At 62.5% G+C, this 21,931-nt stretch carries 20 protein-coding genes; 13 read left to right on the plus strand and 7 right to left on the minus strand.

Going from position 1 to position 21,931, the window contains the following annotated elements; genetic code table 11:
• The first annotated feature begins 123 nt into the window (after positions 1-123).
• From P9875_RS27370 to P9875_RS27390, 5 genes are all read left to right on the plus strand, one after another.
• A complete protein-coding gene (locus tag P9875_RS27370; protein WP_099401744.1) occupies positions 124-858 on the plus strand; it encodes a response regulator in 735 nt (244 codons plus the stop codon).
• Positions 855-2,393, plus strand: a complete 1,539-nt coding sequence (locus P9875_RS27375) for a sensor histidine kinase (RefSeq protein WP_278317152.1) — start codon at positions 855-857, stop codon at positions 2,391-2,393. The genes P9875_RS27370 and P9875_RS27375 overlap by 4 nt, the downstream gene beginning before the upstream one ends.
• On the plus strand, positions 2,386-2,700 hold the full coding sequence (locus P9875_RS27380; protein ID WP_219308298.1) for a DUF4212 domain-containing protein: 315 nt from the start codon (positions 2,386-2,388) through the stop codon (positions 2,698-2,700). Before P9875_RS27375 ends, P9875_RS27380 begins: the two co-directional genes overlap by 8 nt.
• Positions 2,697-4,745: a sodium:solute symporter family protein gene (locus tag P9875_RS27385; protein WP_278317153.1), complete on the plus strand. Its 2,049-nt coding sequence runs from the start codon at positions 2,697-2,699 to the stop codon at positions 4,743-4,745. Before P9875_RS27380 ends, P9875_RS27385 begins: the two co-directional genes overlap by 4 nt.
• Before the next feature lie 86 nt (positions 4,746-4,831).
• The gene (locus tag P9875_RS27390) at positions 4,832-6,046 is read left to right on the plus strand and encodes a 6-phosphofructokinase (RefSeq protein ID WP_035822534.1); all 1,215 of its coding nucleotides are present in this window, start codon (positions 4,832-4,834) and stop codon (positions 6,044-6,046) included.
• On the opposite strand, the gene P9875_RS27395 is transcribed toward P9875_RS27390, so the two are convergent.
• On the minus strand, positions 6,043-6,879 hold the full coding sequence (locus tag P9875_RS27395; protein WP_278317154.1) for an IclR family transcriptional regulator: 837 nt from the start codon (positions 6,877-6,879) through the stop codon (positions 6,043-6,045). The genes P9875_RS27390 and P9875_RS27395 overlap by 4 nt on opposite strands.
• A 163-nt stretch (positions 6,880-7,042) precedes the next feature.
• On the opposite strand from P9875_RS27395, the gene P9875_RS27400 reads away from it, so the two are divergent.
• Positions 7,043-8,659 carry a GMC family oxidoreductase gene (locus P9875_RS27400; RefSeq protein WP_278317155.1) on the plus strand — a complete coding sequence of 539 codons (1,617 nt, stop codon included), beginning with the start codon at positions 7,043-7,045 and terminating at the stop codon, positions 8,657-8,659.
• A 127-nt stretch (positions 8,660-8,786) separates the two neighbouring features.
• A complete protein-coding gene (locus P9875_RS27405; RefSeq protein WP_278317156.1) occupies positions 8,787-10,118 on the plus strand; it encodes an MFS transporter in 1,332 nt (443 codons plus the stop codon).
• 64 nt (positions 10,119-10,182) lie between these two features.
• Here the strand turns inward: P9875_RS27405 and purM are convergent, their stop codons facing one another.
• The gene (gene purM / locus P9875_RS27410; RefSeq protein WP_278317157.1) at positions 10,183-11,226 is read right to left on the minus strand and encodes a phosphoribosylformylglycinamidine cyclo-ligase; all 1,044 of its coding nucleotides are present in this window, start codon (positions 11,224-11,226) and stop codon (positions 10,183-10,185) included.
• A 188-nt stretch (positions 11,227-11,414) separates the two neighbouring features.
• Here purM and P9875_RS27415 point away from each other — a divergent pair, with 188 nt between their 5' ends.
• The 6 genes from P9875_RS27415 (at position 11,415) to panB (ending at position 16,743) form a co-directional block, all read left to right on the plus strand.
• Positions 11,415-12,497, plus strand: coding sequence for an AI-2E family transporter (locus tag P9875_RS27415; RefSeq protein WP_034746048.1), 1,083 nt, complete (start codon positions 11,415-11,417; stop codon positions 12,495-12,497).
• Positions 12,498-12,573: 76 nt separating this feature from the next.
• The gene (gene hda, locus P9875_RS27420) at positions 12,574-13,242 is read left to right on the plus strand and encodes a DnaA regulatory inactivator Hda (protein ID WP_034788687.1); all 669 of its coding nucleotides are present in this window, start codon (positions 12,574-12,576) and stop codon (positions 13,240-13,242) included.
• The gene (locus tag P9875_RS27425; RefSeq protein WP_035828308.1) at positions 13,242-13,913 is read left to right on the plus strand and encodes an HAD family hydrolase; all 672 of its coding nucleotides are present in this window, start codon (positions 13,242-13,244) and stop codon (positions 13,911-13,913) included. The genes hda and P9875_RS27425 overlap by 1 nt, the downstream gene beginning before the upstream one ends.
• The gene (gene pcnB / locus P9875_RS27430; RefSeq protein ID WP_099401752.1) at positions 13,906-15,282 is read left to right on the plus strand and encodes a polynucleotide adenylyltransferase PcnB; all 1,377 of its coding nucleotides are present in this window, start codon (positions 13,906-13,908) and stop codon (positions 15,280-15,282) included. Before P9875_RS27425 ends, pcnB begins: the two co-directional genes overlap by 8 nt.
• Complete coding sequence (gene folK / locus P9875_RS27435) at positions 15,282-15,758, plus strand: 2-amino-4-hydroxy-6-hydroxymethyldihydropteridine diphosphokinase (protein WP_278317158.1); 477 nt, start codon at positions 15,282-15,284, stop codon at positions 15,756-15,758. Before pcnB ends, folK begins: the two co-directional genes overlap by 1 nt.
• Before the next feature lie 109 nt (positions 15,759-15,867).
• Positions 15,868-16,743, plus strand: coding sequence for a 3-methyl-2-oxobutanoate hydroxymethyltransferase (panB, locus tag P9875_RS27440; protein ID WP_176388229.1), 876 nt, complete (start codon positions 15,868-15,870; stop codon positions 16,741-16,743).
• A gap of 165 nt (positions 16,744-16,908) precedes the next feature.
• Here panB and P9875_RS27445 read toward each other — a convergent pair whose 3' ends face one another.
• From P9875_RS27445 to P9875_RS27465, 5 genes are all read right to left on the minus strand, one after another.
• Entirely contained in the window at positions 16,909-17,235 is a 327-nt protein-coding gene (locus tag P9875_RS27445; RefSeq protein ID WP_035822549.1) for a helix-turn-helix transcriptional regulator, read from the minus strand.
• Between the two features lies 1 nt (position 17,236).
• The gene (locus tag P9875_RS27450; protein WP_278317159.1) at positions 17,237-18,475 is read right to left on the minus strand and encodes a type II toxin-antitoxin system HipA family toxin; all 1,239 of its coding nucleotides are present in this window, start codon (positions 18,473-18,475) and stop codon (positions 17,237-17,239) included.
• Between the two features lie 147 nt (positions 18,476-18,622).
• Complete coding sequence (locus P9875_RS27455; RefSeq protein ID WP_278317160.1) at positions 18,623-20,110, minus strand: aldehyde dehydrogenase; 1,488 nt, start codon at positions 20,108-20,110, stop codon at positions 18,623-18,625.
• Between the two features lie 35 nt (positions 20,111-20,145).
• Complete coding sequence (locus P9875_RS27460) at positions 20,146-20,991, minus strand: ABC transporter permease (RefSeq protein WP_278317161.1); 846 nt, start codon at positions 20,989-20,991, stop codon at positions 20,146-20,148.
• Entirely contained in the window at positions 20,988-21,929 is a 942-nt protein-coding gene (locus P9875_RS27465) for an ABC transporter permease subunit (RefSeq protein ID WP_278317162.1), read from the minus strand. Before P9875_RS27465 ends, P9875_RS27460 begins: the two co-directional genes overlap by 4 nt.
• Between the last annotated feature and the right edge of the window lie 2 nt (positions 21,930-21,931).

Genomic DNA, 21,931 nt, shown 5'->3' on the forward strand with positions numbered 1-21,931 from the left:
AGCGGAACGTGGATTTGTTTTGAAACAGATCAATACAAGCCTGGTTTCTCACAAAAACTCGCCACCTTGCGGAAAATGAAACACAATACAAACTTCTACCGCCGCAAGCATAGGAAGTGCACCATGCGTATTTTACTTGCCGAAGATGACAGCGTGCTGGCCGATGGCCTGACCCGCTCGCTGCGCCAGTCCGGTTATGCGATCGACTACGTCAAGACGGGCCAGGAAGCCGATACGGCCCTGTCCACCCAGGAATTCGACTTGCTGATCCTCGACCTGGGCCTGCCCAAGATGTCCGGCCTGGAAGTGCTGCGTCGCCTGCGCGCGCGCGCCTCGCTGCTGCCCGTGCTGATCCTGACGGCCGCCGATTCCATCGAGCAACGCGTGAATGGCCTTGACCTCGGTGCCGATGATTATATGGCCAAGCCGTTCGCCCTGTCGGAACTGGAGGCAAGAGTGCGCGCCCTGACGCGCCGCGGCGCCGGCGGCGGCGCCACCATCATCAAGCACGGCCCCCTCAGCTACGACCAGGTGGGGCGCAGCGCCTACATCAATGACCAGATGCTCGACCTGTCGGCGCGCGAACTGGGCTTGCTGGAAATCTTGCTGGGCCGCACCGGCCGCCTCGTCTCGAAAGAGCAGCTGGTCGACCACCTGTGCGAATGGGGCGAAGAAGTGTCGAACAACGCCATCGAAGTGTATGTGCACCGCCTGCGCAAGAAAATCGAGGTGGGCGGCGTGCGCATCGCCACCGTGCGCGGCCTCGGCTATTGTCTGGAAAAATACTCGGAAGCGGCGCGCCTGAACGCCGAAGCGGGCGAGGCGGCAAGCCCGGCCAGCGGACCCGCCAGCAAGTGAAGGCGCGCGAGGCGCCAGCGGACGAGCCGGACGACGACGACTGGTTCGAGCCGCCCACCACGGAACAGGACGACACCATCGAGCATTCGCTGTTCGGCGAAATCCTCGACTGGATGCTGGCGCCCTTGCTGCTGCTGTGGCCGATGAGCATCGCCATCACCTATCTGGTGGCCAAGGGCATCGCCAATCAGCCGTTCGACCATGCGCTGGAAGACAGCGTGACCGTGCTCACGCAGCAGGTCAAGCAGGCCGACGGCGCCATGCTGCGCCGCGTGCCGGAAAAGAGCAGTAATAATAGCGGCCGCGACTTCCTGCGCGGCGACGATATCGACACCCTGTATTACCTGGTGGTGGGGCCGCGCGGCGAATACATCGACGGCGACCGCGATTTGCCGCCGCCGCAGGACGCCGACAAATACCGCAGCGGCATGGTGCTGTTTCGCAACGACACCATCCATGGCGCGCCCGTGCGCGTAGCGTTCAGCTATCTCGACATTCCGTCCAGCAACGACGACGAGCCCAGCCGCGCACTGGTGCAAGTGGCGGAAACCTTGGAAAAGCGCGCCCAGCTGGCCAATGAAATCATCAAGGGCGTGATCTTGCCGCAGTTCATCATCCTGCCCGTGATCCTGGCCCTGGTCTGGTTTGCCCTGGCGCGCGGCCTGTCGCCGCTGGCGCAGTTGCAGGAGCGCATACGCGCCCGGCCGCCCGACGATTTATCGCCCATCGAATCGGGCCAGGTGCCCGAGGAAATCACGCCGCTGGTCGGTTCCCTCAACGAAATGCTGGCGCGGCTGTCGCTGTCGATCGACATGCAGAAACGCTTCATCGCCGATGCCGCGCACCAGATGAAGACGCCGCTGGCCGGCATGCGCATGCAGTCCGAGCTGGCCCTGCGCCAGACCGACCACGACGAAATCCACCGCTCGCTGCTGCAACTGGCGAAAAGCTCGGAAGCGGCCACGCGCCTGGTCAACCAGCTGCTGGCCCTGGCGCGCGCGGAAAACCAGCCGCAGGCGGGCACGGCGTTCGAGCCAATCGAGCTGAGCGAACTGGCGCGCGGCGTGGTGCAGGACTGGGTGCAAGCGTCGTTTGCCCAGCATATCGACCTGGGCTTCGAGCAGCCCGCGTATTCGATCATGATTTCCGGCAATGCCATGATGCTGCGCGAGCTGCTGAGCAACCTGATCGACAATGCCCTGCGCTATACGCCGGCCGGTGGCAGCGTCACGGTACGCGTGCGCAGCACCCTGGAGCTGGCCATCCTGGAAGTGGAAGATACGGGCCCCGGCATTGCGCCGGCCGAGCGGGCCCACGTGTTCGAACGCTTTTACCGCATTCTCGGCAGCAATGTCGACGGTAGCGGCCTGGGCCTGGCCATCGTGCGCGAAATTGCCCAGCAGCATGGCGCCGAAGTCGATATTTTTAACAATCCGCGCGCGCAGTCGCCGAAGCTGCCGGGCACCCTGCTGCGCCTGAGCATCGCCCTGCTGTTGCCGGACGCGCCAGAAGAGGATGACATCACGTATGGATAAGCCAAGCCCAAGCGCTCCCCCGGCGCGGCCGGCGCGCACGCCCAGCCCAGAGTTACAGGCGCGTCGCGATGTGCACTGGCGCAAGACGCGGCGCCTGACGGCCATCCTGTTGCTGGTCTGGCTGCTGACGGGCTTTCTGACCGTGTTTTATGCGCGCGAACTGTTGCATTTAAATCTGTTCGGCTGGCCGCTGCCCTTTTATATGGCGGCCCAGGGCGCCTCGCTCGTGTACCTGGCCATCATCGCCTTGTATGCCTGGCGCATGCGACGCCTGGACCGGGCTTTTCATGCCGAGGAGCAAACATGAGCGCCCAGCGCAGCTTCTTTGCGCGCCTGTGCCGCTACTATCTGCTGTTTACGGCCGGCTTCGCCGCCTTCCTGCTGGCTTTGTCCGTGCTGGAACAGGAAGGCATGCCGCGCGCATGGATCGGCTACCTGTTCATGCTCGTCACCATCACCCTGTACGCCACCATCGGCGTCATCAGCCGCACCTCGAACGTCACCGAATACTATGTGGCGGGGCGCCGGGTGCCGGCCATGTTCAACGGCATGGCCACGGCCGCCGACTGGATTTCGGCAGCCAGCTTCATCAGCCTGGCCGGCGGCCTGTACCTGAACGGTTTCGACGGCCTGGCCTTCATCATGGGCTGGACGGGCGGCTATTGCCTGGTGGCGCTATTGATCGCCCCCTACCTGCGCAAGTTCAGCCAGTACACGATTCCCGATTTCCTCGCCGCCCGCTATGGCAGCGGCACCGACAAACGGGGCGCCAGCGTGCGCGTGGTGGCCGTGGCCGCCACTATCATCGTGTCGTTTACCTATGTGGTGGCGCAGATCTACGCCGTCGGCCTCATCGCCTCGCGCTTCACGGGCGTGGATTTTTCCGTCGGCATCTTCCTGGGCCTGGCCAGCATCCTCGTCTGCTCCTTTCTGGGCGGCATGCGCGCCATCACCTGGACCCAAGTGGCGCAATACATCATCATCCTCGTCGCCTTTCTGATTCCCGCCATATGGCTGTCGGTCAAGCATGCGGACAATCCCGTGCCGCAGATCGCCTACGGCAAGGTGCTGCCGCAATTGAGCGCGCGCGAACACGTGCTGGAAACGGATCCGAAAGAAAACGAGGTACGCGCCATCTTCCACCAGCGCGCCATCAGCTACCAGGCGCGCATAGCCGGTTTGCCCGCTTCCTGGGAACAAGGCCATCTGACGGCCCAGCGCCAGCTCGATAGTTTGCGCCAGCGCAATGCTTCACTGTTCGACATCCGCAACGCGGAACGCTATCTGATTGCCTATCCGAAAAGTCCGGACGAGGCACGCGTGCTGTGGCAGGCCGCGCAGGCGCAAAATCAGAAACGCGCCGAGCCGATCATTCCGCACGCGCAGCCGTTTCCCGCCGCCGACCGGGAACAGTCTGACATCAAGCGCAACAATTTCCTGGCTCTCGTGTTCTGCATGATGCTGGGCACGGCCGCCCTGCCGCATATCCTCATGCGATCGTACACCACGCCCTCCGTGCACGAGACGCGCGTCTCCGTCTTCTGGACCCTGTTCTTCATCTTGTTGATCTACCTCACAATTCCCGCGCTGGCCGTGCTGGTCAAATACGATATTTACTCGGCGCTGGTGGGCACGCAATACGCGAACCTGCCCACCTGGGTGTCGTACTGGGCCAACGTGGACAAGCTCAGTCCCCTGATCAGCATCGTCGACGTCAACCGCGACGGCATCGTGCAACTGGCGGAAATTTCCATCGACGCCGACGTGCTGGTGCTGGCCACGCCCGAGATCGCCGGCCTGCCCTACGTGATTTCCGGCCTGGTGGCGGCCGGCGGCCTGGCTGCCGCCCTGTCGACGGCCGATGGCTTGCTGCTGGCCATCTCCAACGCCCTGTCGCACGACGTGTATTACAAGGTGGTCGACCCGACCGCCTCGACGCAAAAGCGCGTGACGATTTCAAAATTGCTGCTGCTGGCCGTGGCCTTCATCGCCGCCTATGCCGCCTCGCAAAAGCCGGCGGACATCTTGTCGCTGGTGGGCGTGGCCTTTTCCCTGGCCGCCTCGACCCTGTTCCCGCCGCTGGTGCTGGGCGTGTTCTGGCAGCGCGCCAACTATCAGGGCGCGCTGGCCGGCATGCTGACGGGCTTTGGCGTGTGCCTGTATTACATGCTGCACACGAGCACCATGCTGGGCGGTAATGCCAGCGGTCAATGGATGCATATCGCGCCTATTTCCGCCGGCATCTTCGGCGTGCCGGCCGGCCTGGCCGCCGCCATCCTCGTCAGCTGGCTGACGCCGGCGCCGGGACGCCGCAGCACGGGACTGGTCGAGCATATCCGTGCGCCGGAATAACAGCGCATCGTGACCTGGGGTAAAAAGACAGCGCCGCGGCAAAAAAGGAGTAGGCTGGAGGGCCGTTCCACTTACGAGGAAATCCCATGCCGTCTGGAAAAATTCTTGTTGCCCAGGGAGGCGGCCCCACCGCCGTCATCAACCAGTCGCTGGTGGGCGTGGTGCTCGAATCGCGGCGCTTTCAGCATGTCACGCGCGTGTATGGCGCGCTGCACGGCGTGCGCGGCATCGTCAATGAAGAATTCGTCGATCTGACGCAGGAAACCAGCCATAACCTGGAACTGGTGGCCGCCACGCCGTCCTCGGCCCTCGGTTCCACGCGCGACAAGCCCGACATCGCCTACTGCCAGCAAATCTTCGAAGTGCTGCGTGCGCACGAGATCGAACATTTCTTTTATATCGGCGGCAATGACTCGTCCGACACGGTGCGCATCGTCAGCGAGGAAGCGCACAAGGCCGGCTATCCGCTGCGCTGCATCCACATCCCGAAAACCATCGACAACGACCTGGTGGGCAGCGACCACACGCCCGGCTTTCCCTCGGCCGCGCGTTTCGTCGCACAAGCGTTCGCCGGCGCCAACCTCGACAACGCAGCCTTGCCCGGCGTGTACGTGGGCGTGGTGATGGGCCGCCACGCGGGCTTCTTGACGGCCGCCTCGGCGCTGGGCAAGAAGTTCCCCGACGATGGCCCGCACCTGATCTACCTGCCCGAACGCGTCTTCGTGCTCGAGAACTTCCTTGCCGACGTAAAGGCGACCTATGAAAAATATGGCCGCTGCGTGATCGCCGTCTCGGAAGGCATCCACGACGCCTCGGGCGAACCGATCGCCAGTCTGCTGGCGAAAGAAGTAGAACGCGACGCACACGGCAACGTGCAATTGTCCGGCACGGGCGCGCTGGCCGACCTGCTGTGCGACGAAATCAAGGCCAAGCTCGGCATCAAGCGCGTGCGCGGCGATACCTTCGGCTACCTGCAGCGCTCCTTCATCGGCTGCGTTTCCGACGTCGACCAGCGCGAAGCGCGCGAGGTGGGCGAAAAGGCGGTGCAGTTCGCCATGTGGGGCGACCGCGACGGCTCCGTTGCCATCAAGCGCACGGGCTTTTATTCCGTCGATTATGAACTGCTGCCGCTTTCCGAAGTGGCGGGCAAGACGCGCACCATGGAAGACGAATTCATCAGCGCCAGCGGCACGGACGTCACCGATGCTTTCAGGTTGTATCTGCGCCCGCTGCTGGGTTCGGGCATGCCCGATGCGTTCCGCCTGCGCGCCGCAAAAGTAGCGAAGGTCTTGAAACCTTAGCTGTTTTCCGCCAGCAATAGCGGCCGTAGTTTCACGGCCGCTTCTTTTAACTGCGGCACGTGCTGCAGCAGTTGCTCCACGGACTTTCTCGCCACGGGCGCGTGGCAGGCCACGGCCGCCACGATGCGCCCGTCGGCTGCGCAGATGGGCACGGCCACGGCCACCATGCCGTGCACAAATTCCTCGTCATCGATGCCGATGCCCAGCCGGGCGATGCGCACGATCTCGCGTTCCAGCAGCACGGGGTCGGTGATGCTTTTCGGCGTGCGCGCTTCCAGGCCCAGCATGGCCAGCAGCTCGCGCCGCTCCAGCAGGGTCATGTGCGCCAGAAATAATTTTCCGCTCGCCGTGCAATGCATGGGCGCGCGCGTACCCAGCACCAGGTGCAGGCGCAGCGGTTCCTGCGTTTCCACCCGGTCCACGTAGACGATCGCATTGCCTTCGGGAATGGCCAGGTTGCACGTCTCGCCCGTCACGGCCACCAGGCTGCCCAGGATGCTGCGGCTCACGCGGATCAGGGCATTGTTGCGCAGGGTCGCCAGCGCCAGGTTGGTGGATGCCGCACCGGGCACATAGCCGCGTCCCACGGGCGTGCGCAGCACATAGCCATGCTGTTCCAGGGTATCGAGCAAGCGCATCATGCTGGCCTTGGGCACCTGCATGCGCGCGGCCAGCTGCGACAGGGTCAAGGGCTGGCTGGCGCTGGCCAGGTGCTCAATCAGGCGCAGCACGCGCAAGCCCCGCGCCTCGTCGCCATGGCTGGCCGCCGTGCCAGCACCCGCTTGGTTGCCTTCTTCGGCCTCACCCGGCCGTTTTTGAAACGCATCATGCATGTTCTGTTTCACCTCTCGCGTATGCGGCTGTTTCCGCTTGTCCCGGTGCTGCACGTCTTTTATAAATGGAACCAGACGTTCCAAAAATAACCAATAAAGACCAGTGTATCGCAAAAAATGCCCGTCGAGGCAGCTAGATACCGCAACGCAGGAGACAAGAGCAATGTTGCAAACACACTACGATTACATCGTTGTCGGCGCCGGTTCCGCCGGCTGCGTGCTGGCCAACCGCCTGTCGCATGACAGCAACAATCAGGTATTGCTGCTGGAAGCGGGCGGCAAGGACAACAATCCGTGGATACACGTGCCGGTCGGCTATTTCAAGACCATGCACGACCCCAGGCTGGACTGGTGCTACCGCACGGAAGCGGACGCCGGCATCGCGGGGCGCCAGCTGCAATGGCCACGCGGCAAGGTGCTGGGCGGCTCCAGCTCGCTCAACGGCTTGCTGTACGTACGTGGCCAGAAGGAAGACTACGACCGCTGGGCCGAACTGGGCAATGCAGGCTGGAGCTATGCCGAAGTGCTGCCCTATTTCAAGAAATCGGAAGACCAGGAACGCGGCGCCAGCGATTACCACGGCGTCGGCGGTCCATTAAAAGTGTCGGACCTGCGCCTGCGCCGTCCCATCGCGGAACACTTCATTGCCGGTGCCACGGAAAGCGGCATCCCCTTCAATGCCGATTACAACGGCGCCACGCAGGAAGGCGTCGGCTACTTCCAGCAGACGGCCAGCAAGGGCTTGCGCTGGAGCACAGCGAAAGCCTTCCTGCGGCCGGCCCGCAAGCGCGCCAACCTGCGCGTGGAAGTGCGCGCGCAAATCACCCGCGTGCTATTCGAGGGCAAGCGCGCCGTCGGCATCGAATTCCGGCAGGATGGCCAGCTGCGCCAGGTGCGCGCCAGCGGCGAAGTGATTTTATGCGCGGGCGCCATCGGCTCGCCGCAAATCCTGCAATGCTCGGGCGTCGGACCGCGCGCCCTGCTCGATGAAGTAGGCGTGCCGCTGGTGCACGACTTGCCTGGCGTGGGACAGAACCTGCAAGACCATCTGCAAATACGCCTCGTCTTCAAGACGCGATTGAAAACCCTGAACGATGAAGTCAACAGCCTGTGGGGCAAGCTGTGGGTGGGCATGCAATATGTGTTTTCCCGCTCGGGGCCTTTGACCCTGGCGGCCAGCCAGGTGACGGTGTTTACCCGCTCCTCGCCCGAGGTGGAGCGGCCCGACATCCAGTTCCACATGCAGCCGCTGAGCGCCGACAAGCCGGGCGAAGGCGCGCATCCGTTTTCCGCGTTTACGTCATCCGTGTGCCAGCTGCGCCCGCACAGCCGCGGCCACGTATCGATCAAGTCCGCCGATCCGTTTGCGTATCCGGGCATCTACCCGAACTACCTGTCCGACCCGCGCGACCAGCAAACGGCGATTGCCGCCCTGCGCGTGGCGAGAAAAATCGCCGCCGCCCCGTCGCTGGCGCCGCACATCATTTCCGAGTTCGTGCCCGGCCCGCAGTTCGAAACGGACGAGGAACTGCTGGACGCGGCACGGCGCTTCAGCCAGTCCATCTACCACCCCAGCGGCACCTGCAAGATGGGGCATGACGCCATGGCCGTCGTCGACGAGCGCCTGCGCGTGCACGGCATGCAGCACCTGCGCGTGGTCGACGCGTCGATCATGCCGGAAATCGTCTCGGGCAATACGAACGCGCCCACCATCATGATCGCCGAAAAAGCGGCCGACATGATCCTGGCGGACGCCGTGCGGCTGCCCAAGGCGGCCTAGTCCGCGCCCCATTCCACCTCACCCGGGAGGACGCCAGCGGCGGGCAGACGGCCCCGCCCCATGTATCGGCGACAAGCCAAGCATCAGAAAAAAACACATAATCGATATCGATTGGAGACTAGATATTATGGATAACAATACGAACAATCCGAAAAAGGCCAAAGAGCTACGGAAAGTCGTGATGGCCAGCGTGATCGGCGCCACCATCGAGTGGTACGACTTCTTTTTATACGGCGTCGTGGCCGGCATCGTGTTCAGCAAGCTGTATTTCCCGGGCGGCGATCCGCTCGTCTCGACCATGCTGGCCTACGGCACCTTCGCCGTGGGCTTTCTGTCGCGCCCCATCGGCGGCGTGATCTTCGGCCACTTCGGCGACAAGATCGGCCGCAAGAGCATGCTGGTGATGACCCTGATGATCATGGGCGTCTCCACCTTCCTGATCGGCGTGCTGCCGACGTATGAGCACATCGGCTACTGGGCGCCCGGCCTGCTGCTGTTCCTGCGCGTGCTGCAGGGTATCGGCCTCGGTGGCGAATGGGGCGGCGCCGTGCTGATGGCGTATGAATATGCACCGCCGAAGGAGCGCGGCTTCTACGCCAGCCTGCCGCAGATCGGCCTGGCCATCGGCCTGTGCCTCGCGTCCGGCGTGGTGGCGATCCTCTCCTACAGCCTGACGGACGCGCAATTCCTGTCATGGGGCTGGCGCGTCGCCTTCATCCTGTCGGCCGCCCTCGTCTTCATCGGCATGTGGATACGTTTGAACGTGATGGAAACGCCGGAATTCCAGGCCGTCAAGGAGAAGAACGCGGAGACGCAAATCCCGTTCTTCGACCTGCTGAAGCGCTATCCGGGCAACGTCTTGAAGGGCATGGGCGCGCGCTATATCGACGGCGTGTTCTTCAATATCTTCGGCGTGTTTTCCATCACCTATCTGACCAACACCATCAAGATCGACCGCACGGAAGCGCTGATGGGCGTGATGGCGTCGGCCGTCGTGATGTGCTTCTGCATCCCGTTCTTCGGCCGCCTGTCGGACCGCATCGGCCGCAGCAAGGTGTTTTTCTGGGGTTCGCTGATCACGGGCGTGTCGTCGATTCCCGCCTTCTGGATCATGCTCAACCACGCCGACAATCCGCTGCTGCTGTGGTGTTCCGTGATCATCCCGCTGGGCGTGCTGTATTCGGCCGTGTACGGCCCGGAAGCGGCCCTGTTCTGCGACCTGTTCGACGCCAAGGTACGCTACACGGGCATCTCCTTCGTGTACCAGTTCTCCGGCATCTTCGCCAGCGGCCTGACACCCATCATCGCCACCTACCTGCTGAAAACGGGCAATGGCGAGCCGTGGCACATCGTCGGCTACATCCTGTTCGCCTCCCTCGTCTCGGCCGTCAGCGTGGCCATGATCGGGAAAGGAGGCTCGCAACCGGATGGCCGCATGAAGACGGTGCACGCAAGGTAAGACCTGCGGACGTAAAAAAGGCAGGCCTCTCGCGAGTGCCTGCCTTTTCTATGCGTGTGATAACTTAGATGACGATGGTCTGATGCTCGTCGCCGTTACGGGCACGAATGGTGCCGATGCGCGAAACGGTTTCGCCGGCCGCTTGCAGCTGGGCGATGGCGGCGTCCGCGTTTTCCTGCGAGACGATGACGGTCATGCCGATGCCGCAGTTGAAGACGCGGTGCATTTCGGCGTCAGCCACGCCGCCGTGCTGTTGCAGCCACGTGAACAGTGGCGGCATAGTCCACGATTTCGAGTCCAGCTCGGCCACCAGGCCAGGCTGCAGCACGCGCGGGATGTTTTCCACCAGGCCGCCACCGGTGATGTGCACCATGCCTTTGACTTCCATCGCATCCATCAGCGCCAGCAGCGGCTTGACGTAGATGCGCGTCGGCTGCATCAGCACGTCGGCGAGTTTACGGCCGTGGAAGTCGCCTTCCAGGTCTGGTTTTGCCACTTCGATGATCTTGCGCACCAGCGAGTAACCGTTCGAGTGCACGCCCGACGAGGCCAGGCCCAGCACCACGTCGCCCGGGGCGATCTTGGTGCCGTCGATGATTTTCGATTTTTCCACGGCGCCGACGGCAAAACCTGCCAGATCATATTCGCCGGCCGGGTACATGCTCGGCATTTCCGCCGTTTCGCCGCCGATCAGCGCGCAACCCGCTTGTTCGCAACCCTGGGCGATACCCTTGATGACGTCGGTGGCAATGGCCACGTCCAGCTTGCCGCAAGCGAAGTAGTCGAGGAAGAACAGGGGCTCGGCGCCTTGCACCAGGATGTCGTTGACGCTCATGGCGACCAGGTCGATGCCGACCGTGTCATGGCGGTTCAGTTCGAACGCCAGGCGCAGTTTGGTACCGACGCCGTCGGTGCCCGAGACCAGCACCGGTTCCTTGTACTTCTTGCTGATTTCAAACATGGCGCCAAAACCGCCCAGGCCGCCCATCACGCCTTCGCGCAGGGTGCGCTTGGCAAACGGCTTGATTGCTTCGACTAAAGCGTCGCCTGCGTCGATATCGACGCCAGCGTCACGGTAGGAAAGGGAAACATTAGAAGTCTGGTTCATGGTGTGGTGGCAGCGGAGGCGGTAAAATAGAAGGCGGATACCCGCCGGCACGCGCGCGCAAGCATGTTTTTCAACATCGTGCGGCAGGACGCCAGCGGGTGAATTCGGTCGATCAAGTCGCTATTTTATCAAACTGCCCCGCCATTTCGTAATTAACTGCCTTTTTTTAACGCAACAGTACAAACTACATGCCATTCGCCATCACTGCCGAACAGAAGCAAACAGCATTTTGGATCGCGGTCTGGCTGGCATTCTTGCTGCTGCTCGTCAGCCTCGGTCCCATCCTGACGCCCTTCCTGGCCGCCGCCATCCTCGCCTACGTGCTCAATCCCGGCGTCGACCGCTTGCAGCGCCTGCATTACAAGCGTTTTTACGTGCCCCGTCCGCTCGCCGTGCTGGTCGTCGTAGTGTTGTTTTTCCTCGCCATTACGGCGCTCGTGCTGATCGTCGTGCCCGTGTTGCAGAAGGAAATCCCCTTGCTGCAGGCGCAAATCCCGCAGTTTCTCAGCAAGGCGAACGAGTTCCTGGCGCCGAAACTGCGCGACCTCGGCATCCGCGTACGCCTCGATGGCACGGGCATCAAACGCATGCTGAGCCAGCAGATGGCCACCAGCGGCGACGAAATCTGGAGCACGGTGCTGGCCTCGGCCCGTATCGGCGGCACGGCCGTGCTGGGCTGGCTGGCCACCGTGGTGCTCATTCCCGTCGTGCTGTTTTATCTGTTGCTGGACTGGCACCCGATGCTGGCGCGCATCGCCGGCGCCGTGCCGCGCCGCTGGGTGGGCCGCACGGTGGGCATGGCGCAGGAAGTCGATACCTTGCTGGCGCAATACCTGCGCGGCCAGTTGCTCGTCATGCTGGTGCTGGCCACGTATTACTCGGTGGCGCTGGCCATCGCCGGTTTTGAAGTGGCATTGCCTGTGGGCATCATCACGGGCTTGCTGGTCTTCATCCCCTACCTGGGCTTCGGCCTGGGACTGATGCTGGCGCTGATCGCCGCCCTGCTGCAGTTTGCCGACTGGAGCGGCGTCATCGCCGTGGCCGTCATCTACGGCTGCGGCCAGGTCATCGAAGGCTTTTTCCTCACGCCGCGCCTGGTGGGCGAGCGCATCGGCCTGAACCCGCTGGCCGTGATCTTCGCCTTATTAGCTTTCGGACAATTGTTCGGTTTCGTCGGCGTTTTGCTCGCTTTACCCGCTTCTGCCGTGCTGATGGTCGCTTTTAAGCATCTAAGACGCCACTACCTCTCCAGCAGCTTCTATAATACCTAGTAAAAGCGGATATCATATCAACCTAGCAATACCACGATGCACATGCAGTAATGAAAAACAGGACAAGGCGTACGCCATGAAACAACTGGTGCTCGATTTAGGCACAGACCAGGCGCACAGCCTCGATACCTTCGAGGTGGGACAGAATGCCGAAGTGGCGCAGCTGATGCGCCAGTTCGCCGCGCGCACGTCGCGCGAACATTTTGCCTACCTGTGGGGCGAACTGGCCGCCGGCAAGAGCCACCTGCTCAAGGCCCTGGCCAGCACCGAGCGCGCGCGCTACATTTCGCCATTCTCGATCGAGTCCGAATTCGTGTATTCGCCCGACGTCGACCTGTACCTGCTCGACGACTGCGAAAAGCTGTCGCCGCTGGCGCAGATCGACGCCTTTGCCCTGTTCAATGAAATCCGCGCCAACAAGGCCTATATGGTGTGCAGCGGCGCCGTGCCACCGGCCGTGCTGCCCGTGCGCGAAGACTTGCGCACGCGCATGGGCTGGGGCCTGATCTACCAGATCCACGGCTTGACCGACGATGAAAAAATCGCCGCCCTGACCCAGGCGGCCACCACCCGCGGCTTGACCTTGTCGCCCGGCGTGTTACCCTATCTGCTGTCCCATTTCCGGCGCGACATGCGTTCGCTGTCGACGATGCTGGACTCTCTCGACCTCTACTCCCTTGAAACCCAACGCCCGATCACCTTGCCATTGTTGCGCGAGTTGCTGCAGGCGGAAGCGAAAGAATGATGAATCTGGCCCTGTTTGACCTCGACCACACCCTGCTGCCCATCGACTCGGATCACGAGTGGGGCGAATTCCTGGTACGCATTGGTGCCGTGGACGCCGCCGAATTCACCCGCCGCAACGACGAATTTTTCGCGCAATACCAGGCCGGCACGCTCGATCCGGTGGAATACCTGGAATTCTCGCTCGGCACCCTGGCGCAATTCCCGCGCGAACGCCTGGAAGCGCTGCACCGGCAATTCATGGCCGAAGTGGTCATGCCGGCCATCCGCCCGGAAGTCGTGGCTCTGCTGAAACAGCACCAGGACGCGGGCGACCTGTTGGCCATCGTCACGGCGACCAACCATTTCATCACCAAACCCATCGCCGATGCGCTGGGCGTCGAGCACTTGCTGGCCGCCATGCCCGAGTATGACGACGCAGGCAATGTCACGGGCAAGCTGGTCGGCACGCCGACTCTGGGCGCGGGCAAGCTGACCCACACCCACGCCTGGCTGGAAAAGATGGGCAAGGAACTGGGGCAGTTCGAGCGCAGCTATTTTTACAGCGATTCGCACAACGACATTCCCCTGCTGTCGGTCGTGACCCACCCGGTCGCAACCAACCCCAATACCGCTTTGAGCGCACACGCATCCCTCCACGGCTGGCCATCACTTCACTTATTCAATGATTAAAAAATTCATCCGCAAGATCCTCGGCGTTAAAAAAGAGGCAGCGCGCGACACCACGGCACCCATCGTGCTCGGTCCTGCGCAACACGGAATCGACCCGAAACTGGTGTCGTCGAATGCCATCCGCGTCACCAGCAGCCTGCAGGAAGCGGGCTTCGAGGCCTTTGTCGTCGGCGGCGCCGTGCGCGATCTGCTGCTGGGCGTGAAACCGAAAGACTTCGACATCGCCACCAACGCCACGCCGGAACAGGTCAAGCGATTGTTCCGCCGCGCCTTCATCATCGGCAAGCGCTTCCAGATCGTGCACGTGATGTTCGGCCAGGATTTGCTGGAAGTGACGACCTTCCGCGGCGCCGGCGCCGACTCCGCGCCCAAGGATGAACATGGCCGCGTCCTGCGCGACAACACCTTCGGCTTGCAGCACGAAGACGCGCTGCGCCGCGACTTCACCATCAACGCCATGTACTACAACCCGGCCACGCAGGAAGTGCTCGACTACCACGGCGGCGTGGAAGACATCCGCGCCCAGACCTTGCGCATGATCGGCAAACCGGAAGAGCGCTACCGCGAAGATCCCGTGCGTATGCTGCGCGTGGTGCGCTTCGCCGCCAAGCTGAAATTCACCATCGAGCCGCACACGGCCGCGCCGATCCCCATCATGGCGCCGCTGATCAACAACGTGCCCGCCCCGCGCGTGTTCGATGAAATGCTGAAACTGCTGATGAGCGGCCACGCGCTGGCTTGCCTGCAGCAGCTGCGCAAGGAAGGCTTGCATCACGGCCTGCTGCCGCTGCTCGACGTGGTGCTGGAGCAGCCGCTGGGCGCGAAATTCGTCACCCTGGCGCTGGACGCCACGGACCAGCGCATCGCGGCCGGCAAGACCGTCTCGCCGGGCTTTTTGTTTGCCTCGCTGCTGTGGCATCAGGTGCTGGAAAAATGGACGGCCTACCGCGCCGCCGGCGAGTCGACCATTCCCGCGCTGCACCTGGCGGCCGACGACGTGCTCGATTCGCAAACGGAAAAACTGGCCTTGCAGCGCAAGATCGGTTCCGACATGCGCGACATCTGGTCGATGCAGCCGCGCTTCGAGCGCCGGGTCGGCAAGGCGCCGTACAAACTGCTCGAACACCTGCGCTTCCGCGCCGGCTACGACTTCCTGCTGCTGCGCTGCGCCTCGGGCGAGATCGACATGGACATCGGCGAATGGTGGACGGCCTTTTATGAAGGCGACGAGGAAACGCGCGAAGCGCTGCTCGTCAGCGCCAATGCCGCACCGGGCGCCGTCAAGAAAAAGCGTCCGCCACGCCGCAGCACGCGCAGCAAGACCAGCACGGGCGGCGGCTCGACCACCGGCAGCAGCAGCGGCGAATAATGGTAGTCATTGCTTACATCGGCATCGGGGCCAACCTGGGCGACGCGCGCGCGAATGTGCAAGATGCCATCGCGCGACTGGCGCGCCTACCCGGCGCATCGCTGGTGGACGCCTCGGCCAGCTACCGCACGGCGCCCATCGATTCGAGCGGTGACGACTACATCAACGCCGTGGCGCGCATCAGCACCACCCTGCCGGCAGAGGAACTGCTGCAGGCCCTGCACGCCATCGAGGCGGCGCACGGGCGCGAACGGCCCTACCGCAACGCCCCGCGCACCCTCGACCTGGACTTGCTGCTGTACGGCGATGAGCAGATCGCCAGCGCCACCCTGACGGTGCCCCATCCGCGCCTCACCGAGCGCGCCTTCGTGCTGGTGCCGCTCTTGGCCCTGGCGCCCGCCATCGTCGTGCCCGGACTCGGGCCGGCGCAGGACTACCTGGCCACGGTGGCCGGCCAGGCCATCAGCCGGCTCTGAGCCGCTGCGCCAGACATACACTACAATGCCGTCCCTGCAGCACGCCGCATAAAGTACTACACTAGCGGCGTCGCAATCGCATCACCCCCTTTCACTCTAGAGAATACCTATGTCCGCTTATTTGCAAGGAACAGATCTGGCCGCAAAAGACAAGGCTGCCACACCGGCGCCGGCGCCATCCAAGCCTGTCGCCAACAAGGCCGTGACGATCCACACGCTGGCTACGCTGCGCGCCGCCGGCGAAAAGATCACCATGCTGACCTGCTATGACGCCAGCTTCGCGTCCCTGATGGACCGCTGCGGCGTGGAGATCCTGCTGATCGGCGATTCGCTCGGCATGGTCTGCAATGGCCATAGCTCCACCCTGCCCGTCACCGTGGCCGAACTGGCTTACCACACGGCTTCCGTGGCGCGCGGCAGCAAGTCCGCCATGATCGTTGCCGACCTGCCGTTTGGCGCGTACGGCACGCCCGAGACAGCCTATGCCAACGCCGTCATCCTGATGCAGGCCGGCGCGCACATGATCAAGATCGAAGGCGGCGCCTGGCTGGCCGAAACCGTGCGTTTCCTCTCCGAGCGCGGCATTCCCATCTGCGCGCACATCGGCCTGACGCCGCAATTCGTGCACCAGCTGGGTGGCTATAAAGTCCAGGGCAAGAGCACGGAAAGCGCGGCGGAACTGAAGAACGACGCGCTGGTGCTGCAAAACGCGGGCGCCGCCATCGTGCTGATGGAAGCCATGCCGACGCAACTGGGCAAGGAAGTGACCGACATGCTGACGATTCCGACCATCGGCATCGGCGCAGGTCCCGACTGCTCGGGCCAGGTGCTCGTCATGCACGACATGCTGGGCGTCTTCCCAGGCCGCAAAGCGCGCTTCGTGCGCAACTTCATGGAAGGCGCGGCCAGCATCGACGACGCCGTCACCGGCTACGTCAAAGCCGTCAAGGATGGCAGCTTCCCGGCGCTGGAACACTGCTTCTGATCCAAGTAACCCCCATAAATTATTGTGATTTCTGACTTCCATAACCGGCACTCTGCGGCGTTGCCCACCGCTCGCAGTGCTCGCACTGCGTCGCGGCGGACGCCTTGCATAGCATCCGGCTATGTTCGTCATAATTTCACAATAATTTCCTGAGGATTACTTAGCCTATTGAGGCGATATCGCTCCGGTACTTGCCGGGGCGATTTTTTTTTCGCGTAGCGTTTCTGTCCGTACAAACGCCACCTCCAGTCCAAAAAACTGTCCGATGCGATTCAGCGACTGGATGGTCGGATTGCCCTTGCCGTTCTCGATTTCCTTGATGGTTTTCAGGCTGACTCCTCGGTGTTCCGCAAATTGCGCCTGCGTCATGCGCGAGATGGCGCGCATCTCCTTCACCGCATGCTGGAGCGTGACTTCACCGCGCGCGATGGCGTCGTAGAGCACCGCCCTGCGCTGCCTGAGCTGTTCCTTGTCGATATGGGTGCGCGCCATCTCAGTGCTCCCCCAGCGCGCTCAATTGTTCGATCTGCATGGCGATGTGAGGCCTGAGAAAGGCGACGATATCATCATCCACGCCTGCCTGCAGCATGCGCCGCTCCAGCTCGACGAGTCGTTGGCCGAAGCGGTAAAGTTCAACCTGAATGTGATTGCGCTCCACGTCAGCAATATCCATGGCGGCCAGAATGGCAGGCCATGCATGCAGCTCTTTTTTGCTGACCGGATGGTACCAGCGCGCTGCCCGCGCAATGCCTGCCGGGTCCAGATACATGGGCGCAAAATCGAACAACGGCGTGAGACGCACGTTGGCACCGATCTTTTGAACGGCGGTATTGCGTGCGTGGTTGTCGGTATTGCGCATGGCCAGGTTCAATATGTCGCGCTTGAGGAATTCAACGGTCTCGGTGGTCTTGTCGCTGACGACGGCGCGCAATGCCTGCAACAGCTCGAACTGGCTGGGCGAAGCTTCAAATCCAACGATGCCGGCTAACGAAGCCGCACTTTCCTGATGCAGGCGAAGTACCTTGCCATCCCGGACTATCCGGTCAAAGCGTGGAATGAACAGGGTATCTTCCTGGTAGCGAAGCTCGCCAGCCGTGCGCAAGCCCATCGCGCTCGCCACGCGCATGTAGGCCGCTTCATTTCTCAGCACCTTGTCATCGCTCGGGGTCTTGCCCCGCGCCCGCTTGACGATAAAATGCGCTGCCGCGCGCTCGTCGGCCAATGCGCCATCCGCATGCCACATTCCCTCATGGTCCGTCGTCAGCAAATATTTCGGCGCCGCGCCCTGGACACCGAGGCTACCTGCTGCCAGCATGCTGTGTACCAGCATGCGTTCGTGAAATGCCTCGCCGCGGCCAATGATGTCTTCCAATGACAACCCGTGCATGGGTGTGTCGGTCTCGTGGCGGGCAAGATGCTGTTCATAGTATTGCACTGCCTCGGCAACGCGGACACACCCGATGGGATTGAAGGCACCGGCGCACATCAACGGAAAATCGGCGGCAGGACCATCCGCCAGTTGCAGCTGCCCCAGCAGATACGCCCGCCCACTCCCCTGGGGGATCAGGTCAAACACAAAGGCTGGCCATTGCGCCAGCTTCTGCATATCTGCCGTGACGGGAAAGCGCAGCGATACGGGTTCGACTTTTTTCTCGAAGGCATAATCGAGGTCGTATTCAAACAGCGTGGCAGTACGGGGGTTGCCGCCGGCGGGTTCGAGCAGGGTAAGCAATGCACAATCTTTCCATACTTCCTCATGAAAGATTTGAAAATGACACTCCATACCGCCCCCAAAATAGTCCCTATAACGCCTAATTTAGCATATTTTTGCCAATAATTAGATCATATAGGAGCTAATTATCGCGATAATCGACGCACACTAGCCCACCTGTATCCACGTCGTCTTCAGCTCCGTGTACTTGTCCAGTGCGTGCAATGACTTGTCACGCCCGTTGCCCGACTGCTTGTAGCCGCCGAACGGCACGGTGATGTCGTCGCCGTCGTACTGGTTGACGTGCACGGTGCCGGCACGCAGGGCGCGCGCCGTCTGGATGGCTTTGGTGATGTCCGAGGTCCATACGGCCGCCTGCAAGCCGTACGGCGTGGCGTTGGCCTGTTGCACCGCTTCGGCGATATCCGTAAAGCCCAGCACGGAAAGCACAGGGCCAAAGATCTCTTCGCGCGCGATCGTCATGCCTGCGTCCACGCCGAAGATGGTCGGCTGCACGTAATAGCCACCCGTATCAAGGCGCACGGCCTCGCCGCCACCGAGCAATTGCGCGCCTTCGCTCTTGCCGGCCGCGATGTAGCCCATCACCGTCTGCATCTGGGTGGCGTCGACGATGGCGCCCATGACGGTGGCTTCGTCGAGCGGGTCGCCCGGCTGGAAGCGGGGCAGCATGGCCAGCGCCTTGGCGATAAATACATCCTTGATCGATTCTTCCACGAACAGCCGCGAGGGTGCGTTGCAGCTTTCGCCCTGGTTGAAGAAGATGGAGCCGACGGCGGCCGCCACGGCCTTGTCCAGGTCCGGGCAATCGGCGCAAACGATGTTGGCGGACTTGCCGCCCAATTCCGTCCACGCCAGTTTCAGGTTCGACTGGCCCGCCATCTGCACGATCAATTTGCCCGTGCGCGTGGAACCCGTAAAGCCGATGCAATCGACATCCATGTGCAGCGCCAGCGCGGCGCCGGCCTCGTTGCCGTAACCGGGCAGCACGTTGAAGACGCCCGCCGGCACGCCCGCTTCCAGCGCGATGTCGGCCAGGCGCAAGGCCGTCAGCGGCGATTTTTCGGATGGTTTCAATATCACGCTGTTGCCGGCCGCGAGGGCGGGCGCGATCTTCCAGGCGGCCATGATCATCGGGTAATTCCACGGCACGATGGCGGCGACGACGCCCACCGGTTCGCGCGTGATCAGGGCCAGGCTGTTGGCGGGTGTCGGTGCGATTTCATCGTAGACCTTGTCGATCGCCTCGCCATACCAGCGCAGGCAATTGGCCGTGGAGCCCACGTCCACGCTCTGGCTGTATTTGATCGGCTTGCCCATGTCCAGGGTTTCCAGCAGGGCCAGCTCGGGACCGTATTTCTGCACCAGGTCGGCGAACTTGATCAATATCCGCTTGCGCTGCGCGGGCGACTTGCCTGCCCAGCGGCGGTCGTCAAAGGCGGCGCGGGCGGCCTGCACGGCCGCATCCACGTCGGCAGTGTCGCAGCGGGCCACCTGCCCCAGCAAGCGCCCGTCGATGGGCGACAGCTTATCGAAAGTCTGGCCGGATACGGCCCCTGTCCGCTTGCCATTGATGACAGCGCGTCCATCGATCGTCAGCGCTGCGGCCCGTGCATGCCAGCTGGTGTTTTCCGTCATGGTCGTCTCCTGCAAGGTGAAAACGCCAGCTTACTCTAGTCTTCCAAATACGCCGCAGACAGTTGCTTGCGGCGTCTGCGGTCCGCGCGCGCCAGCATCACGGCATACGCGATGACGGCAATGGTCACGACCAGGATCGTCAGCGCCGCGATGGCGTTCACGCGCGGATCGAGCCCCAGGCGCGCGCGCGAGAAAATCACCAGCGGCATCGTCGTCGAGCCGGGGCCGGACAAGAAGGCCGACAGCACCACGTCGTCGAGCGACAAAGTAAATGTCAGCAGCCAGGCCGAGGCCAGGGCCTGCGTGATGTTCGGCAGGGTCACGAGGAAGAAGACCTGGTGCGCGCGGCAGCCCAGGTCCATCGCCGCTTCGGCCAGCGATTTGCTCATCTCCTGCAGGCGCGACTGCACCACCACGGCCGCATACGCCATGCCCAGCAGGGTGTGGCCGAGCCAGATGGTCAGCACGCCCCGCTCGGGAAAACCGAAGACCTTTTGCATGGACACCAGCATCAGCAGCAAGGACAGGCCGATGATCACTTCCGGCATCACCAAAGGCGCGCTGACCATGGCGGAAAACACGGTGCGGCCGCGGAAGCGCTGGTAACTGGTCAAGGCAAAGGCGGCAAACGTGCCGAGGATGACGGAGGATGTCGCCGACATGAAGGCAATCTTCAGCGACAAGCCAAAACCTGAGATGATCTCCGTATCGCTCATCAACTCGCTGTACCAGCGCAGCGAAAAACCGCTCCACACCATGTCCTGGCGCGAGCTGTTGAACGAGAAGACGATCAGTACGATGATGGGCAGGTAGAGGAACAGATAGCCGAGCGAAAGCCAGCCGCGGCCGAACCAGCTCTGCAGGAAAGTACGTCCGTTCATGTGCGCTCCTCCGCGTCCTGCTCCGTCTTGTATTTGTTAAAAATGGCCATCGGCACGAGGATCAGCAAGACCACCAGCACCGTCACCGACGACGCCATGGCCCAGTCGTTATTGGTGAAGTATTCATCCCACAGCACCCGGCCGATCATCAGGGTTTCCGGGCCGCCCAGCAGTTCGGGAATCACGTATTCGCCCACGGAAGGAATGAACACCAGCATGGCGCCGGCGATGATGCCCGATTTCGACAGCGGCACCGTGATGCGCCAGAACGCCTGCAACGGCGTGGCGCCCAGGTCGGCCGCCGCTTCCAGGTAGCGCATATCCATTTTTACCAGGTTCGCGTACAGGGGCAAAATCATGAAAGGCAGGTAGGCGTACACCATGCCGACCACCAGCGAGAACGAAGTGTTCATCATGTGCAGCGGTTCCTGCACCACGCCCAACGCGATCAGCAGGTCGTTGAGCAAGCCGTGGTTGGCCAGGATGCCCTTCCACGCATACACGCGCAGCAGGAACGAGGTCCAGAACGGCAGCATCACCAGCATCATCAGCACGGGACGAATGGACGGCCTGGCGCGCGCCATGAAGTAGGCGAACGGATAGCCGATGAAGAGGCAGATGGCCGTGGTGATGGCCGCGTATTTCAATGAACTGAGATAGGTGAGCAGATACAGTTCATCGGCGGCGATGAACAGGTAGTTGGCGATTTTGACCTTCAGCACGACGATGCCGTCGACATACGACAGCAAGCCGCCGAACGGGCTGCCCGCCGTGTCCATGTCGGACAGGCTGATACGCAGCACGATCAGAAACGGTACCAAAAAGGCGGCCGTGAGGAACAGCGACGGCACGGCGATGACGGCGTTGCGGCCCGCGTTTTTCCCTGTTACCCAGCGCAGGGTGACCAGGCTACGCAGCAATTGCAGAATGGACGTCATGA

Origin of the sequence: Janthinobacterium rivuli (assembly GCF_029690045.1) — a bacterium.
Classification (GTDB): Bacteria; Pseudomonadota; Gammaproteobacteria; order Burkholderiales; family Burkholderiaceae_D; genus Janthinobacterium; species Janthinobacterium rivuli.